Genomic DNA, 17228 nt, shown 5'->3' with positions numbered 1-17228 from the left:
CCCCCCGACCCCCTCCCAACTTCGTTGGGAGGGGCAGAGACGCTAAGGGGATTGGCGCGGCGGCTGCGCCGCCGCGCCAATCCCCATTCACTTTTCCCCTTCTCCCCCGTGAACGGGGGAGAAGGGGCCGGGGATGAGGGGGCAACTTTGTAGCCAGACCCCAAAATGAGAATTGCTGTTTTGCCGGAACCGTGCCCGTGCGGTAAACTGGCTCGCGTGAGCCGCTCTTTCAACCGCGTGACTGCGCTGCGCGCACACGCCGGCTTCTGGCTGGTGCTTGTCGCATTCCTCGCGCTGGGCGCAGCGTATGGGCTGGCCGCGCCCGTATTCGAGAAGCCCGACGAGCCGCAGCACTTCTTCTTCGTTCGCGAGATCGCGGAAGGACGCGGCCTGCCAGTGCAGGTCGAGGGTCGGGTCGATCGCTGGCAGCAGGAGGGCAGCCAGCCGCCGCTCTACTATCTGCTGGCAGCGGTGCTCACTGCCGGCTTTGACGCAAGCGACTGGCAGTCCGTATCGGCGACAAACCCGTATGCCGTGCAGGGCGATCCGCAGACGCCGGGTAACCGCAACGTCTACCTGCACAGCGCCGCCGATGGATTCCCCGGGCGTGGCACGGTGCTGGCCGTCTATGCAACGCGTTTCGTGTCGCTGTTGTTCGGCGCAGTTGGCCTGCTCGTCACCTACCTGCTGGCGCGGCGCGTGTTCCCTGGACGGCGCGGTGTGGCGACGACTGCCGTGGCGGTGCAGGCGTTCATCCCTCAATTCCTGTTTGTGTCGACGGCGGTGAGCAACGACGCGTTCGCTGCGCTGGCTTGCGGGCTTGTCCTATTTCAGGCGATCCGGGTCGTGCAGGGCGCAGCGCGCCGGCGCGACGACGTGTTGCTGGGCGCACTGGTCGGCATCGCCGCGCTGGCCAAGCTCAGCGGCGCGGCCATGGGTCTGGTGGCCGCGCTTGCGATAATACTGTACGAGCGGCAGCGCATCGCGGCGATCGTACAGCGTGGCATCGTTTCGGGCGGCACGGCGCTGCTGGTCGCCGGGTGGTGGTACGCGCGGAACTGGCTATTGTATGGCGATCTGACCGGCCTCAACCGGATGCTGGCGATTGTTGGCATACGCAACCCGCCGCCCGACCTCTGGCAATTGCTGGACGAAACGGAAGGGTTGCGCCTGTCGTTCTGGGGCCTGTTCGGCTGGTTCAGTATTCTGCTGCCGGAGACGCTGTACCTGATATACGGCGCGCTGACCGTCGCGGTGGTGGGTGGCCTGCTTATTCTGGGACTCCGCCGTATCACGTCGCGTGATGCCAGCCGCGCTGTGGAGGCCAACTCGCTCGCTCTGGTCGTCGCGACGTTCGGCATCGTGCTGGTTGGCGTGCTGCGCTGGGGCATGCTGACGCCGGGCTTGCAGGGACGCTTGCTCTTCCCGGCGCTGTCGGCGCTGGCGGTGCTGATGAGCGGGGGGCTGCACGCCTGGCTGGAGCGGCCGGTCGGGCGCTGGATTGTCGGCGGCTTACTGGCGGGAATGGTCGCCATGGCCGCTTTTGTGCCGGGGTATGTGATTGCGCCGGCGTACGCGCTGCCTGATCTGTTGCTGGCGTCGTCGGAGCGCCCAATAGTGCGCTTTGGCGACCGCATTGACCTGATCGCGGTGTCGCCGGCTGTCATTGCCGCGCAGCCCGGTTCAGAACTGCCGATCGAGCTGCGCTGGCAGGTGCGCGAGCCGCTCAACCGCGCGTACACGCTGTACATCAAAGTCTTTGGCGTGGACGACGAATTGATCGCCGCGACGGACACCTACCCCGGATTCGGCATGTTTCCAACGACTCAGTGGCCGGCCAATCGTCTGATCGTGGATCGCTATCGGCTGCGGATCAAACCAAACGCCACGACACCGGTGGCGGGCAAGGTTGTTGTCGGCTGGTATGATCGCGCGACCGGCGCAGCGCTGCCACCTGCTAATGCCGACGGACAGCGTGTGGTGCGGCCTGTCGTGGCTCGTGTCAATGTGATACCGATCAGCCAGCCAACGGTCGGTCCACAAAACCGGGTTGACGCGCAGTTTGCCGATCTGATCGCATTGCAGGGCTATGACCTCTCCCCTGGTAAGGTAACGTTTTATTGGATGGCGCTCACTCCTTTGGAAGCAGACTATACTGTTTTTGTTCACGCGCTGGACTCCAATGGACGCATTATTGACCAACGAGATACCCAACCGCTTGGCGGATGGTACCCGACCTCCATCTGGAGGCCAGGAAACATAATAAAGGACGAGCATGCTTTCCAATGGCCCCCCCAGACGGTCAACCTGGCGGTGGGGCTTTACACATCAGGGGGCAGCCCGCCGCTACAAGTGGGGAGCGCGGGGCGAAACGAGCTTGTGTTGCCCGTATCAAGATAGCAAACGGTACTCTAGTGCTATTCCCATTTCCGCCAAACCAACTATAATGACTTCAGAAGTTGAGCGATAAACGTTATAACGCCGACAAAGGCAAACCCACCAAAAGGTGGGGGCGCAAAGCCACGGGTCTAAATTCGCAACGGTGCGAACATGATCGCCGGGCTACCGAAGCGTATCAGGTGCGACTGGCCTGGGCGCAACGGATGGACGTAGGCCGGTTTGTTTGTTGCCGCTGACCGAAAGGGGTCGCACCATGAAAAAGTTCTCAATCATCTTCGCAGCGTTCCTGCTCTTCACCACGTTTGGCATGGCACAGGCCGCATTGGAGTGGGAGGATCCGGCGCTCTGCGTTGAGGGCCAATGGCTGGTGATTGACGCTGCCCATCCGATGGCCGTAAAGATCACGCTGCCGCAAGGCACGCACTATGGCGACCAGGCCGCTGGGCGCTGCAAGACGCCCGCTCCCGCCCCGCTGCTTCCGAATTCGGCCGTGACCGTGCGCGGGCATGGCGAAATGATGATGGTCATGATTGACGGCGATGGCGCTTCGTCGCCTGTGACCGTAAGCTACGACGGCAAGACGTATGTACGCAACAATCACGGCGAAACCATGCGCTTCAAGTTCGAGATCGACGACTAGCAGCAACACAGCACTTGGGCCGGGTTCTCCTCCTCCCAACCCGGCCCGGTGCTGAATCTGGTCGGCAGTCCGGCAAACAGGCTGCAGGTTTGAGCCCGCGCATTTTCCTCGCTCGCGAGGTCAGTGCGCGGGCGTCTTTTTTGCGTGCCGGGTTCCGCCGCTACGGGTTGTGCGCCCGCAATCGCTTGAAACTGGCGTCAATGTCGCGTATACTCGCCTTATGGACACCAGTCCGCCCCGTCACCTGACACGCAGCCACGAGCGTACCGCATGCTGCTAACGGCTGCCTGCCCGCGCTGCGGCCATCCCAACCGGCTGGACGCCCGCGTATGCGATCAGTGCGCGACGCCGCTGGTGAAGCTTTGCGCCCAGTGCGGGTTTGAAGGCCCGGACGGCTTCAAGTTCTGCGGCAATTGCGGCGCGGCCTTTGTGCAACTCGGCGCGGCGAGCCTGTCCGGCGCACGATCACCTGCAGCCGGCGCGGCGTCCGATACGGTGGTTGCCCACATCGGCAAGGCGACGGAGGGCGAGCGCCGCACCGTCACGATCCTCTTCACGGACGTCGTCGGCTTCACGACGCTGTCCGAGCGGCTTGACCCCGAGCAGGTCTACAACATCATCGGCCAGGTGCAGCAGGCGTTCCTGGCCGCGATCAAGCGACACGAGGGCTGGTTCGACAAGTTCCTCGGCGACGGCTTGATGGCAATCTTCGGTGCGCCGGTGGCCCATGAGGATGACCCGCCGCGCGCCGTGCGCGCGGCGCTCGATATGCAGCGCGCGCTGCGGCAGATCAACGAGGAGTTGGATCCCCGGTTGAACGTCACGCTCCGGCTGCGCATGGGCCTGAATGCCGGCCCTGTCGTCGTGTCGGCGATGGACACCAGCATGGGGTTCAACTACACGCCGCTGGGCGACGCCGTCAACGTCGCCTCGCGCCTGCAAACCATTGCCGAGCCGGGCAGCATCGTCGTGAGCCGGGCCGTGTACGAGCCGGTCAAGGCGCTGTTCGACTTCACCGAGCTGGGTTCGATTCGCGTTCGCAACCGCGTCGAGCCAGTGGAGATCTTCCAGGTCGCCGGTGTGAAGCGCCTGCCGGGCCAGACGCGCGGCATTCCGGGCTTCCAGGCGCCGATGGTGGGGCGCGATGCGGAGTACGCGCGCCTGCAGGCGTTTGCGGGTGAACGGAATGCGCGGCGCGACCGGGGCTTTGTGGTGGTGGCGGGCGAGGCGGGCATCGGCAAGTCGCGGCTTACCGCGGAATTCCGGCGCACGATCGAACCGTCGGCGGCGCGCATGCTGGAAAGCGCCTCGCTGGCCTACGGGCAGTCGGCGTACGCGCTGTTCGTCGCCCTGCTGCGCGGGCTGTTCGATGTCGGCGCCGAAGATCGCGATGCGGCCCAGCGCATCACCGACTACGTCGCGACCGCGTTGGATGGGGTTGCCCCGCCGTCGGAAGTGACGCCGTTCATCCTGCACCTGCTCTCTATCGGCGAGACGGCCACTGTGATCCGTTATCTCGAGCCGGCGCAGTTGCGCCAGCAGACGTTTCTGGCCGTGCGCGACCTGCTGGTCGCGGAGGCGCGCCGCCAGCCGCTCGTGCTGATCTTCGAGGACCTGCACTGGATTGACGATCTGTCGGCGGACCTGCTGCTCTATCTCATCCGCACGACCGCCGATGCGCCGCTGCTGTTCTACTGCACGTCGCGTCTCGACGCGGCGAACGCCTCGCTGTCCAAGTTGGACAAGGCGGGGCAGAGCCTACCGCCGGGCGCATACCTGCGCCTGGATCTGCAGCGACTGACCCCGGGCGACACCGACACGCTGCTGGGTCACTTGCTGCGCGTCGCGGCGCCCTCCGATTCGCTCAAGGAACTGGCGACGCACCGGGCCGAGGGCAACCCGCTGTACATCGAGGAGATCTTGCGTGCGCTGATTGATGGCGGCGCGCTGCGCGAGAACGAAGGCCGCTGGGAGACGTCGCCGGGACTCAGCCTGTCGGCGCTGGAAGTGCCGCGCACCCTGCAGGGCTTGCTCATGGCGCGCGTGGACAGCCTGCCGGAAGAGACGCGCTACCTGATGCAGCACGCCGCCGTGATCGGACGGACGTTCCCGCGCGCGCTGCTGCAGCGCGTGCTGGAGGCGTCCGATCCGGGCTTCGAGTCCGAGCTGCGCCTGCTGCGCGATCACGACTTGATCGCGCTGACGGCGCAATCGGGCAGCGCCGAGTACATCTTCCGTCACGTGCTGATTCAGGAAACGGTCTATGCCAGCCTGTTGCAGCGCCGGCGGCAGCGCATGCACTTCCAGACCGCCACGGCGATTGAGGCGCTCTATGCTGACCGCATCGACGAGTACGCAGAGCCGCTGGCGTACCAGTACACGGAGGCGGGCGACAACGCCCGCGCGCTGCCGTATCTGATCCGGTCGGCCGAGCGCGCCGCGGGCCGCTACGCGAACGACGAGGCGATGCGGCGCTATCACGCGGTCGTCGAATTGCTGCCGGCGACGCCGGTGACGCCGGCCCAGCGCGTGGCCGCATACACCGGCATGGGTGAAGTGCAGCTGGTCGTCGGCCGTTATGACGATGCGCTGCAGAGCTTCCGCAACGCCATAGAGATTGCGCGCGGCGCGGGCGGGTCCACCGCGCGCCAGATCGCCAGCATCGCCAGCCGGATCGGCCGCGTGTTCATGCGCAAGAGCAACTACGACGAGTCCCTGCGCTGGCAGGAGACCGCGCTGGATGAACTGGATCGCGACCCGGACAGCCTGCGCTCGGTCGAGCGCATGCGCATCTACCATGAGATGGGCTGGGTCTATTACCAGCGCGGCGAAATGGACAAGGCGTACCAGTGGCGCATGCGCAGCCTGGAGATCGGCTCCGGCACGGATTACTACGCGGAGCTCGGCGCGGCGTACAACGGCCTGGTGCCGCTCTTCGCCGCGCGCGGTGATTGGGACCGAGCGCGCTCGTACGCCGTCGAGGGCCTGCGCATGCGCGAGCGCATCAGCGACACGGAAGGCACCGCGCGCTGCTACGTCAACCTGGCGAACATCTCCGTGGCGCAGGGCGACTGGAACCGCGCCGTGGAGGACTACGGGCGCGGACTGACGCTGGCGCTGCGCGTGGGGCAGGCGTCGACCACCTTCACGATCTACCACAACCTGGGCGAACTGCACACGCTCAAAGGCGAGAGCGCGGTGGCGCGCGGGTACCTGGCGCAGGCGCGGAGTGTGGCCGAGAGCAGCGGCAACGTCCACCAGTTGTGTGCGGCGCTGAACAACACCGCCGAGGTCGATCTGCTCGAAGGCCGGCCGGCCGCGGCGATCGAGACGCTGCAGGGCAGCCTGGCGCGCGCGCGCGAGACGGGCAACAAGCCGGACCAGGCGCAGGCGCACTGGCTGATGGCGCTGGCGCAACTGGCCGGGGCGAACCTGCCCGAAGCCGAAGCGGCGGCCGCGCAGGCGCTGACGATTGCGTCGGATGCAAAGCTGGCGCCATACGAGGGACGGGCAGCGCGCGCGCTTGGCAGCGTGCGCCGCGCGCAGGGACGCTTGGACGAGGCGCGCGAGTTGCTGCAGCGGGCGCGCGGCATTTTCGTGACGCTCAAAGACCGGCTGGAGATGGCTCGCACCGATCTGGAGATTGCGTCACTATGCCGCGCGTCGGGCGACGCGGCAGCGCAGGCTGAGTCCGCACGCGGCGCCGAGGCGGTGTTCGTATCGCTCGGCGCGGAGGTCGACCGGCAGCGGGCCGCCGCACTGGTGCCGCAGCCAGCCTGAAAAGACCACTGACCCACCCTGACCGGTGGGTCTGCTGTTTCTTGTGAACCGGCCATATTGGCGGGGTGCGCCGACTGCGGCATAATGGACGCGGCGAGCCGCATCGCATCTATGCACGTATCCGCAGGTCGGTTCGCAGTGAAAGGTGCGTCCATGTCAGAGGTAGAGACCCCGCCAGCCGAAAGGCGGCGGCACAAGCTGAGTGAATACCTGATGGCGGCCGTCGCCATAATCGGCAGCATCGCGATTGCCGTCGGCGTCTTTGCGTTTAACGATCAGATTCAGCAACTCGGCGCGCTGGGCTACCCCGGCATCTTCATCATCAGCCTGCTGAGCAGTGCGACGCTCTTTGCGACTGCACCGGGTTTCGTCGCCGTCTTTGCGCTGGGCAAGGTGCTCAACCCGGTGCTGATCGGCATCACGGCCGGTGCGGGCGCGGCGCTCGGCGAGACGACCGGGTATCTCGCGGGCGTCGGCGGCAAAGCGATCATTGAGGACAAGCCGATCTACCGGCAGTTTCATAGCTGGATCACACGCTACGGCCCGCTGGCGATCTGCGTCATGGCCGCTGTGCCAAACCCACTGTTCGACATCGGCGGCCTGATCTCGGGTGCAACCGGCATGCCGCTCTGGCAGTTCGTGCTGGCAACCTGGATCGGCAAGTCGATACGGTTCGTGATTCTGGCGTACTCGGGCGGGGTGCTGCTGGGGACACCGTAAACTACCCGCTGCGTTGAGACAACAAGTAACGCGCCGCTCCCGGTGAAGGGAACGGCGCGTTTCGCATTTTGTAACGGGCGTTCAATTGAACGCCCGTACCATCGTGTGAACGCCGGTGCCCTTAGAGCATTTTGCAGAAACATCGGGCACGCCATGCGGTTCGCTGGGTAGGGGCAGGTCTTTGACCTGCCCGGCGGACAGGCCAAAGGCCTGTCCCTACATGCGCCGTGCAGCGCCATATCGGATCATTTCGCAAACCGCAATAAGCTTACGGCAGCACCTGGAATGACGTGCTGGCGCTGCGGCCCATGACGTCCGGCGCGTAGGTCTGCCAGGCGCGCGCCGGCAACGTGTGGAAGTCGCCGGCCAGGCTGGCGCGCAGCATGTACGTGTACTCGTACACGCCGCGGCCGAGATAGGTGGCGTACATCTTTACGCGGTCGTCGCGCACGTCGGTCTGCACCCAGTACGTCCAGTACGGGCGCGCGTACGGCGTCGACGCCAACGCCGGGTCGGGCTTGGTGTCGAGTTGCCCGCCCTGCACCGCCACGCTCGTCGTCTTGAGCGTGTTGTCCACGGCCTCGAACCCAGCCGGCATGGCGTCCTCGACGACGAGGTAGTGCAGGTCGGTCGGCGCCACGATGACCAGCCGTACCTGCACGTAGTCGCCCACCTTCGCGGAGGCGATCGCGGTGCTGGTCGGCTTGAGCGTGGCCTGGTCAACGGCGTAGTACTGGCGGCCGACGATCACGCCCCGGTTCAGCGCCGGGATGTTCTCGGCCGACAGGTAGTACTGCAAGTTTGCGCTGTAGTACAGCTTGCCGTCGCCCGCGCCGCGCGTGATCAACAGCTCGTTCGCGGTGTCGAGCAGCAGGTCCTTGACCGGCACCGTGAACGACACCGGCTGGTCGATGGTGCTCTTGTCCACCTTGTTGTCGCCGCCCAGCAACTTCCCGTTCAGCAACACCTGGTAGGTGTAGTTGCCGGACAGTTCGCCGCTGGCCTGCATGTACTCGGTCAGCGCGAGGACGGACCAGGCCGTCTCCTGCGTGGTCTCCCAATGGCCCTGCTTGCGGGCGACCATCAGCCAGCGCACCGCGCCGGCCAGCAGCGCGTTCTTCGGGTCGGCGCGCGACAGCGCCATGACCACGAGCGCGGTGCTGCGCGTGTTCGTGTTCATGGTGCGGTAGTCGGCCTTCGCCTCTTCCCAGTGCGTGCCGGTGGCGCTCGGCAGCGCCGCCGCCGACAGTTCCGCCACCAGCGTCTGCGCCTGCGGCTGTTTCAGTGCGTGCAGCGTCATCAGCAGGTACGCCTTGCCGTACGCGCCCAGGCTGGCGCGCTGCTCGTACAGGTTGACGGCGCGGCTGGTCATGTTGCGGCCGATCTCGGTCAGCGCGAACACGACAAACGCGCGCTCGTTGTACGCATAGCCGAGTTTGGCATCGACCGGCTTGTCCAGATACTTGGTCAGGAATTGCTCCGCGCGGTTCAGCGCTGTCGCGTCGACCGCGAAGCCGGCGCGCTGTGCCGTCGAGAGCGCCATGAGTGCGTAGGCGGTCAGCATCGGCTGGCTCTCGTCGGACTGGCACCAACCCCATCCGCCGTCGAGGTTCTGCAGCGTATACAGCCGCTGCACGTCGCGGCTGACGGCCGCCTCCAGTTGCTTCTGCAGTTCCGGCCGCTCGAGCCCCATCTTCTTCAGCGACAGGACGGTGGCCGCGTTCGGGAAGAAGCGGCTGATAGTGAACTCCGTGCAGGCCGTGCTGTACGTTTCAAGATACTTCAACCCGCTGCGGCTGGCCGCAGCCAGCGACGGGCTGGTCTCGATCTGCAACTCGCCCGCCGCGCGGTCGGCGCCCGCCGGCAGCTTGATCTGCTCTGCGAGCTTGGTGTCCACCTGCCCGGCGGTCGCGACGGTCTCCGGCGAGATCTCGCGGTTGACGGGCAGCGTGTACTCGGCCGCATCGCTCAATCCGCCGCCCGTCACGCTGAACTTCGCGACGACGTTCTGCGCCGTGCCGACGACGGTGTCCCATGACACTTTGGCCTTGTCTTTCGCCTTGATCGTGACGGCCTGCTTCGCGCTGCCGGCGATCACAAGCCCCTGCGCGTCGAGACTCACGTCGGCGGTGATATCGTTGGCAGTGTTATTGTTGACGACCGCCTCGATGCGCGCCTTGTCGCCCGTGACCACGAACCGCGGCGTGACCGGCCGCAGCAGCAGGTCCTTCGTGCTCAGAATATCGACCGAGGTGTCGCCGACGAGCGTGCCGGCCGTGACGCCCTTGACGCGGACGTTCCACGTCGTCAGGTTGTCCGGCAGAGGCGTCGTGACCTGCGCGCGGCCCTGCGCGTTCGTCGTCACGTTCGCATTCCAGTACGCGGTGTCGCGGAAGTCGCGGCGCACGGGGGATACCACCGCCGCGGCCGGCCCGCCACCGCCACCGCCGCCCTTGGCGTCGCGCTGGACGGTCTGGTTCAGGCGCTCGACCGAGCGCACGAGGGTCGTCGCCGTCTGGATCGCCAGGCCGCGCCGACCGTAAAACGCATCGACCAGCGGCGTGCTCTGCTCGTCCATGAGCGACTGCACCGCCTTGTCCACCATCGCCAGCGAGAACTCTGCCTCAACCGGTTTGCCGGCGCCGTCGGTCGCGTCAATGTTCAACGTCGCCTTGTCGCCTGGCGCGTACTGCGGCTTGTCGGCCGTGATCTTCACCGTCAGCTCTTTCTGCGTCGTCGCCACATCCAGGCTGGCGTAGCCCATCTTGAACTGCGCCGGCTCGGCGATGCCGGTGCGGCCCTTGACCAGCATGACCGAGACGTACACGTTGGGCGTGTACTCGGCCCGGATCGGCACGCTGAGCTTCTCGCTGTTGCCGGCCATGGTCAGGCGGCGCACTTCGAGGATGCCGCCGCGCTCGATGGTGATCAGCGCCTCGCCGCCCGCGAACGGCGCGGGGATCAGGATCTCGGCGGTCTCGCCGACGTCGTACTGCTTTTTGTCAGAGACGAGTTCAATGCGGTCGTTGTTGTCGACGCGCCAGTTGACGAACTGGCTGCCGAACACCCACATCGTCGTCGCGCTGCGCACGGCGTTGCCTGCGCCATCGGTCGCATCGGCCACGATGCGATAGATGCCGCCGGCTGCCGGTGTGAACTTCGCCGCGCCGGCGCCCTGCGCGCTCGTCAGCACGTTCTGCTTGGTCAGCAGTGTGTCGCTGTAGTGGCTGGTCCAGTAGAACTGGCCGTCCTCGCGCTTTTCGCGCGCACTGTACCAAGTGCGCCGGTAGACGCTCACGCTAACGTTCTGGCTGGCTACGGGCAGGCCCTGGCTGTTCACGGTCAGGACGTCCACGGCCTGTTCCTGGCCGGCGGTGCCGAGATACTTCTGCGGCTTGAGGCCGATGTAGATCTGGCCTTTGTGCACCGGCACCGTCACGCGGCTGGCGACCGACTGGTTGTTGATGTCGGCCACTTCGACTTCCAGCGTGAAGTTCTGGCTGAGTGGGTAGTCGCGCAGGTCGGCCGTCACGTCGGCGTGGAAGTTGCCGGCCTTGTCGGTCGTACCTTTGCCCTCGCGGATGACGCCGCCGGTGCGCTTGCGGTCCAGCAGCAGATCGGTGTCCACGAAATCCCAATAGCCCTTGACGTTCGTGGGGCGGAAGAAGTAGTCGTCGCTCAACAGGCGCCACTGTACCTTGGCGTCCGCCACGGGGCCGCCGAAGAAGTACGTCGTCGCGGCGTCGAGGTTGATCGTCTCGCCGTTGGCGTACTCGGCCTTGTTGGTCTTGACATCGACCTGGAACTCCGGCTTGCGGTACTCGGCGACCGTGAAGCCGACGCTGCCGAAGTACTTGCGGTTGGCCGCGCCGAGCTCAAAGTTGATATTGTAGTAGCCGGTGCGCGCCGCCTCGCTCAGAACGACCTGCCCGTCGAACGCGCCGAAGCGGTCGAGCGTGACGTTCTGCGACAGCACCGCTTTGCCTTCGCTGTCGCGCACTTTGATCGGAATGCTTATCACATCGGACGGGATACTGTAGGTAGCATCGTTGTCGCGGCGCAGGATGCCCTTGTAGTAGACGGTCTGGCCGGGGCGATAGACGGGCCGATCGGTGTACAGGTTGGCGTAGAACTCCTGCGAGCCGTACTGCATCGGCAACTGGTAGTCGAAGCCGCCGATGCCGTCGTTCCAGTCGCTGCCGGTGGCTGCGACCACGCGGCCGTCGCTCTCGCTGAGCGCAAAGATCGGCTCGAACGGCTCGACGCGCGGGAAGCTGCCGCGGAAGACGCCATTGGCGTCGGTCTTGCCCTGTGCGATCACCTTGTTGTCCGGCCCATAAAGCGCGACCGGCTGGTTGGCAACCGGCTTGCCGGTTTGCAGGCTCGTGGCCCAGACGAGCGCCTCCGTCTCGCCGCGTTTGAGCGCCAGGTTGAGTCCGCTGACGACGAGCAGGTGGCGGTCCGCCTCGCGCACGCTCGGCGAGCGCGCTTCGACGTAGTAGACGCCGGCATCGAGCGGCGCGCCGGTCGTGAGCGTCGTCGAGATGACGCGGTAGCTGTTCAGCGGCGTGCTGACGGCCTGCGACCAATCGCGCATGCGGTTGGCCGGCGCGGGGCGGAAATTGTTGAAATTCTGATACGCATTGCGCCCGGCCATGCGCAGGAAGTCTTCGCGGTCCACCCGGTACAGCGAATACTCAATTTTTTCGAGATTGACGTACGACGCGTAGATCAACTGCGCGCCGAGCGCGTCGTACATGCCCATGATGCCGGTGACGTTGAGCGTCAGCGACGGATCGAGCGGCGGCGCGACAAAGCGGGCCATGAACTCCTTGCCGAGCTTGTCGCCGTAGCGGCCACGCGAATCGCCGTTGACCGTGACAGTGTACGCCTGCGACGCCTGCCAGTTGCCGCGGATGTGCAGGATGGTGTCGTTAGCGTTGAACTGCCAGTCGAGGTACTGGTTCGTGATGGTCGGCGCGACGGTCAGCTTCAACGCCTCTTTGTCCATCGGCGAGGTGAACGTCAGCGTAAAGCCGGAGCGGATCTCGCGGTTGCCGACCGAGCCGTCTTTCGGCGCGGTGCCGGATACTTCAGGCTTCTTGATCGTGCGGAACTGCCAGCGCACGTCGGCCTTGGTGGCCGCGACCTTGTTGATATCCTGCGCGCCAGCCGCAAGGATCGCGGAGTAACTCGTGTCGTAATCAAGCGGCGGATCGGCGACGAAGCGCATGACCGGCCCGTTCCACTCGAAGCGCCCGCCGACGCCGCGGCCTGTGGCGCCGCCGCCCTGCGGGGGCAGCAACCGGAAGCGCGACTCGACGGAAGCGGTATCCATCGGCGTATTGAACGTGACCGTGATGCCCTGCGACGGTCCGGCGAACACGCTGTTGTCGTCGGGAGAGCGCCGCGCGATCGCCGGTGCGGTCGTCTTGAACGCGAACGCATAGCTTGCGAGTGACTGCCCGAGCGCATCGGTCATCGACTTGACGGCGACGGTATACGTCGTGGCCGCCGTCAGGTCCTGGCCCGGCGTGTAGACATAGGTCGCCGTGTTGAGCCATTCGCCTGCACCCTGGATGGCGGGCTGGAACGTCAGCGGCTGCGGCAGGTCTTTCTGGCCGGCGACCGAAACGAGCGGCACGACCGGGTGATTGAATTGCACCACGATGCGCGCGCGGTCCTTCGTCACAGCGTTGTCTTCCGACTTGTCGGCGGGCGACGTGGAGACGACCGCGAGCGCCTCGTTCGTCAGGCCGGCGGGGAAGAGCCGGCCGGGCTGGCGCACCGGCGCGCTGGTCGGCGTCGGCGGAGCCGGCGTCGCGCTCTGCGGCACGACGGGCGCGGATGTCGGCGTCGGCTGCGGGGCCGGCGTGTTCTGGTCGCAGCCGGCCAGCAGGGTCAGCGCGATGATCAGGGTTGCGATACGGCGATAAATGCTCGTCATAGGATGCTTCCTCCGCCCGGCGGTTGTTCCGGGCTGTGCGGCTACGTGGCCGGTGTGATGATTTCCGGGCTGTTATGGGCCGGTGAATTGACCAAGCGCGACACGGGATAGGCTTCCATCTCGCGCGCCGGGTAGGGCGCGAGCAGCGCGGCCAGTTGCTCGATCTTGTCGTTCTGCGGGTCGAGCCATTCAGCGCGCCGGCGCGCCGCGATGATGGCTGGCATCCGGTCGTGAATCGGCAGCATGAACTCGTTGGCGGCCGTGGTGATGATCGTACACGACGTGATCGCCAGTCCGTCCGGCGAGGTCCAGGTGTCGTACAGCCCGGCGAAGCCGAACGGCTCGTGCGACTTCAGCCGGATATGCATTGGAATCTTGCCTTCGGACGTCTTGCGCCATTCAAAGAACCCGTCGGCGACGACCAGGCAGCGGCGCGACTTGAACAGCCGCTTGAACGATGCCTTCTCGCCGAGCGTTTCGGCGCGCGCGTTGATCATGCGCGAGCCGATGCTGATATCCTTGGCCCAGACCGGAATCAAGCCCCAGCGCATGGCGGCCAGCTTGTTGCGGTCGTCGCGGTGCACCACCGTCATGGCCGGCTGCGTCGGGGCGATGTTATAGCTGGGTGGCAGCGCGATGTCGGGTGCATCGGCGTCAAACAGCATGGCAAGCTGTTCCAGGTTGGTATAGAGCGTGAATCGTCCGCACATATCGCCAATTTCCCCCTCTGAATTATAGTCCCGGACGGCACGATACCGACATATCCACCAGCAGTTCTCAATTTGGCTTTGGCCGGCACTTTCCAATGTCGACTTGTCATGCGCTGGTGCTCAGGTGCTTGTCACGCAAGCCGATTCGACAAGTACGCTGTACTGCCCTCCCCCCGACCCCCTCCCAACGAAGTTGGGAGGGGGAGCGATTCGATGCGGAGGTGCGCGGCGGCGCAGCCGCCGCGCACCTCCGCATTCACTTTTCCCCTTCTCCCCCGTGCGTGGGGGAGAAGGGGCCAGGGGATGAGAGGGGGCAACCTGGTGGCCAGACTCCGAAATGAGAAAAGCTGCATATCTATAGCATCGATAGCCCCAGTCACGACCGTGCGCGCCCACGCGCGGACACGCCACAGCAATAGACGCCGTACGGGCCGCGAAAGTTCCGGCAAAATACAAAGCGGGGTCCGCGCGTGCGGGCCCCGCTCAGGGTCACCCAGAACAGCGCTACTTCTTGTTCGTGGCGATCACGTTCAGCATGTCCGGCACGTTGGTGTACTTGACGCGCGGGCGGCCCTGCGGCTTGCCCAGCGCGGTTTCGGCTGCGTCGAGCACCTTCCAGTCGTCGTACGAAACGATGTTCGGCTGGCGGCCGCGGATGAACGCATCGAACGTCGCGGGCTTCGCGTGCTCGTCGCAGACGGGCGTCAGGCTGGCAGCGTCCTGCAGCGCCAATTGAACAGTCTCGACGGCGTCGGGCTTGTTGGTGCCGATGACGCCGCTTGGGCCGCGCTTGGCCCAGCCGACGACGTACTCGCCCGGTACGACGGCGCGCGACTGCGCATCGACCACGCGGCCGCCCTCGTTCGGCACGGTGCCGCTCTTCGAGTCGTACGGGACGCCGGGCACCGGCAGGCCCTTGTAGCCGACCGCGCGGAAGATGATGTCCACCGGGATCGTCTCAAACTGGCCGGTACCCTTGGCCGACAGCGCGCCGCCGGAGCCCGGCACCAGCATGTTGCGCTCCATCTTGAGCGCGGAAACGTGGCCGTTGCTGCCGATCAACTCGACGGGCGAGGTCAGGAAGCGGACGTGCACCTGGCGCTGCTTGCCGGTCGTGCCGCGCTTGAGCAGCTCGTGCAGCGTCTCCAGGTTGTGTAGAATTTCCTTGTCACCCTCGGCGGCCGCCTTGCTGGCCGGGTCGAGGTCGAGGTCGGCCGGGTTAATGAGCGTGTCGCTGATGTGCAGCTCGCCCAGCTCGCGCAGTTCGGGGTTGGTGAAGGCGGCCTGCACCGGGCCGCGGCGGCCCAGCAGGTAAACATGCTCCAGCTTGTTCTGCTTGAGCAGGTCGAGCGAATGGTCGCCGATATCGGTCGTCTTGAGCTCATCGACGCTCTTGGCCAGCACGCGCACGACGTCCATGGCGACGTTGCCGATGCCGACGACGACGGCCGTCCTGGCGGCGGCCACGTCGAACTGCATGTTCACGAAGTCCGGGTGGCAGTTATACCAGCCGACGAACTCCGTCGCCGAGTACGCGCCGCGCAGGTCTTCGCCCGGGATGCCGAGCTTGCGGTCGGAGGCCGAGCCGTACGCGTAGATGATCTGGTCGTAGTAGCGGCGCGCGTCGTCGTGCGTCAGGTCCTTGCCGAAGTCCACGTTGCCGTAGAAGCGCACGCGCGGATCGAGCGAGATCTTCTCATAAACGCGGATGACGGACTTGATTTTCGGATGGTCGGGGGCGACGCCGTAACGAACGAGGCCGAAGGGGGTAGGCAGCCGGTCGAAAATGTCGACCGAGACGTGGATGTTCTTTTGTTCGATCAATGCGCCGGCTGCGTAATAGCCGGACGGGCCTGCGCCGATAATGGCGACGCGCAAGGGGCGCTCCGCCGTGCCGATCTGACTGCTCATATGTGACACCTCTGGTGCTTTAGGGGATATTCCTCATCCCCTCCCCAAGTGATTATGATACATGATGTAGGCAGGCGGCGCAAGCGCAACATGTATGATTCTTGGTATAATCAGCCCGCTTGCCGTGAATCCATTACAGACCCTCTCGCGCATCAACCTCGTCCTGCGGATCGGCCTCGGGCTCGTCTGGCTCTGGTCGGCGCTCGTCTCCGAGTTTTTCGCGCCGCGCGCCGTCACGCTGGGCCTGCTGGCAGATGTGGGCATTACCGGTCCGCTCGCCGAGCCGGTGCTGCATGCGGCGTCGGCGCTCGATGCGCTCGTCGGCGTACTGACACTGGCGGGCGTCGCGATGCGGCCGCTCGCGCTGGCGCAGGCTGCAATCATCACCGGCTATACCATTCTGCTGGTTGGCCGCGTTCCCGACCTCTGGGCGCACCCCTTTGCGCCAATTGGCAAGAACATCGCGCTCGTCGCGGCCGCGCTGGCGCTTGCGCTGGTTTCCGGGCGACCAGCGCGCAACTGAGACTCGCTGAGGACCTATTGCTCTTGTGCCACGTCGTAGCCTGAGGCGGTCACCGTGATACTGGCGGGGTGTTGGCCGGCGTGCTGTCCGGCGCGCCGTATCAGAGTTCGGCAGGGCCTCTCCAAAGTCTATGTTTCCCTCTCCCTAACCCTCTCCCGCGACGCAAAGTCGGCGTCGCAGGCGAGGGGATTGGCTCCTTCCCCTGTTCGCGCTGCGTGCGAACGGGGGAGGGCTGGGATGGGGGCACATCATCACTGGACTTTGGAAAAGCCCTGGATGTTCGGCAGCAATTCTCATTTTGGAGTCGGCCACCAGTATGCCCCCTCATCCCCTAGCCCCTGCTCCCCCGCGCGCGAGGGGGAGCAGGGGAAAAGCTAACGGGGAGGTGCGCGGCGGAAAGCTAACGGGGAGGTGCGCGGCGGCGCAGCCGCCGCGCACCTCCCCTTAGAATCTCGCCCCCTCCCAACTTTGTTGGGAGGGGGTCGGGGGGAGGGCAACGCCGCTTTCTTGTCGAGCCAGCTTGCGTGATAAGCACCAGGGGGCCAGTTCATAGCAAGCCGGCATTGGAAAGTACCCGTCCAAAGCCAAAATGGGAAT

General features: G+C 65.6%; 8 protein-coding genes and 1 riboswitch. Of the genes, 5 read left to right on the top strand and 3 right to left on the bottom strand.

Annotated features, from left to right (window positions below):
• Window positions 1–216: 216 nt before the first annotated feature.
• The 4 genes from HZB53_04875 (at window position 217) to HZB53_04860 (ending at window position 7540) form a co-directional block, all read left to right on the top strand.
• Complete coding sequence (locus HZB53_04875; GenBank protein ID MBI5876965.1) at window positions 217–2400, top strand: DUF2142 domain-containing protein; 2184 nt, start codon at window positions 217–219, stop codon at window positions 2398–2400.
• A gap of 79 nt (window positions 2401–2479) precedes the next feature.
• Window positions 2480–2570: riboswitch (cyclic di-GMP riboswitch) on the top strand.
• Window positions 2571–2653: 83 nt separating this feature from the next.
• Window positions 2654–3040, top strand: coding sequence for a hypothetical protein (locus tag HZB53_04870; GenBank protein ID MBI5876964.1), 387 nt, complete (start codon window positions 2654–2656; stop codon window positions 3038–3040).
• 270 nt (window positions 3041–3310) lie between these two features.
• Window positions 3311–6820, top strand: a complete 3510-nt coding sequence (locus HZB53_04865) for a tetratricopeptide repeat protein (protein MBI5876963.1) — start codon at window positions 3311–3313, stop codon at window positions 6818–6820.
• A 153-nt stretch (window positions 6821–6973) separates the two neighbouring features.
• Entirely contained in the window at window positions 6974–7540 is a 567-nt protein-coding gene (locus HZB53_04860; GenBank protein ID MBI5876962.1) for a VTT domain-containing protein, read from the top strand.
• Between the two features lie 268 nt (window positions 7541–7808).
• On the opposite strand, the gene HZB53_04855 is transcribed toward HZB53_04860, so the two are convergent.
• From HZB53_04855 to HZB53_04845, 3 genes are all read right to left on the bottom strand, one after another.
• Complete coding sequence (locus HZB53_04855) at window positions 7809–13487, bottom strand: Ig-like domain-containing protein (protein ID MBI5876961.1); 5679 nt, start codon at window positions 13485–13487, stop codon at window positions 7809–7811.
• Between the two features lie 41 nt (window positions 13488–13528).
• Entirely contained in the window at window positions 13529–14197 is a 669-nt protein-coding gene (locus HZB53_04850) for an SOS response-associated peptidase (protein ID MBI5876960.1), read from the bottom strand.
• A gap of 504 nt (window positions 14198–14701) precedes the next feature.
• Entirely contained in the window at window positions 14702–16108 is a 1407-nt protein-coding gene (locus tag HZB53_04845; protein ID MBI5876959.1) for an FAD-dependent oxidoreductase, read from the bottom strand.
• 124 nt (window positions 16109–16232) lie between these two features.
• Here HZB53_04845 and HZB53_04840 point away from each other — a divergent pair, with 124 nt between their 5' ends.
• Window positions 16233–16631, top strand: a complete 399-nt coding sequence (locus HZB53_04840; protein MBI5876958.1) for a DoxX-like family protein — start codon at window positions 16233–16235, stop codon at window positions 16629–16631.
• The last annotated feature ends 597 nt before the right edge of the window (window positions 16632–17228 follow it).

The sequence above is a fragment of the Chloroflexota bacterium genome (assembly GCA_016235055.1).
Classification (GTDB): domain Bacteria; phylum Chloroflexota; class Anaerolineae; order JACRMK01; family JACRMK01; genus JACRMK01.
This window is presented reverse-complemented; position numbering and strand designations above follow the sequence as displayed.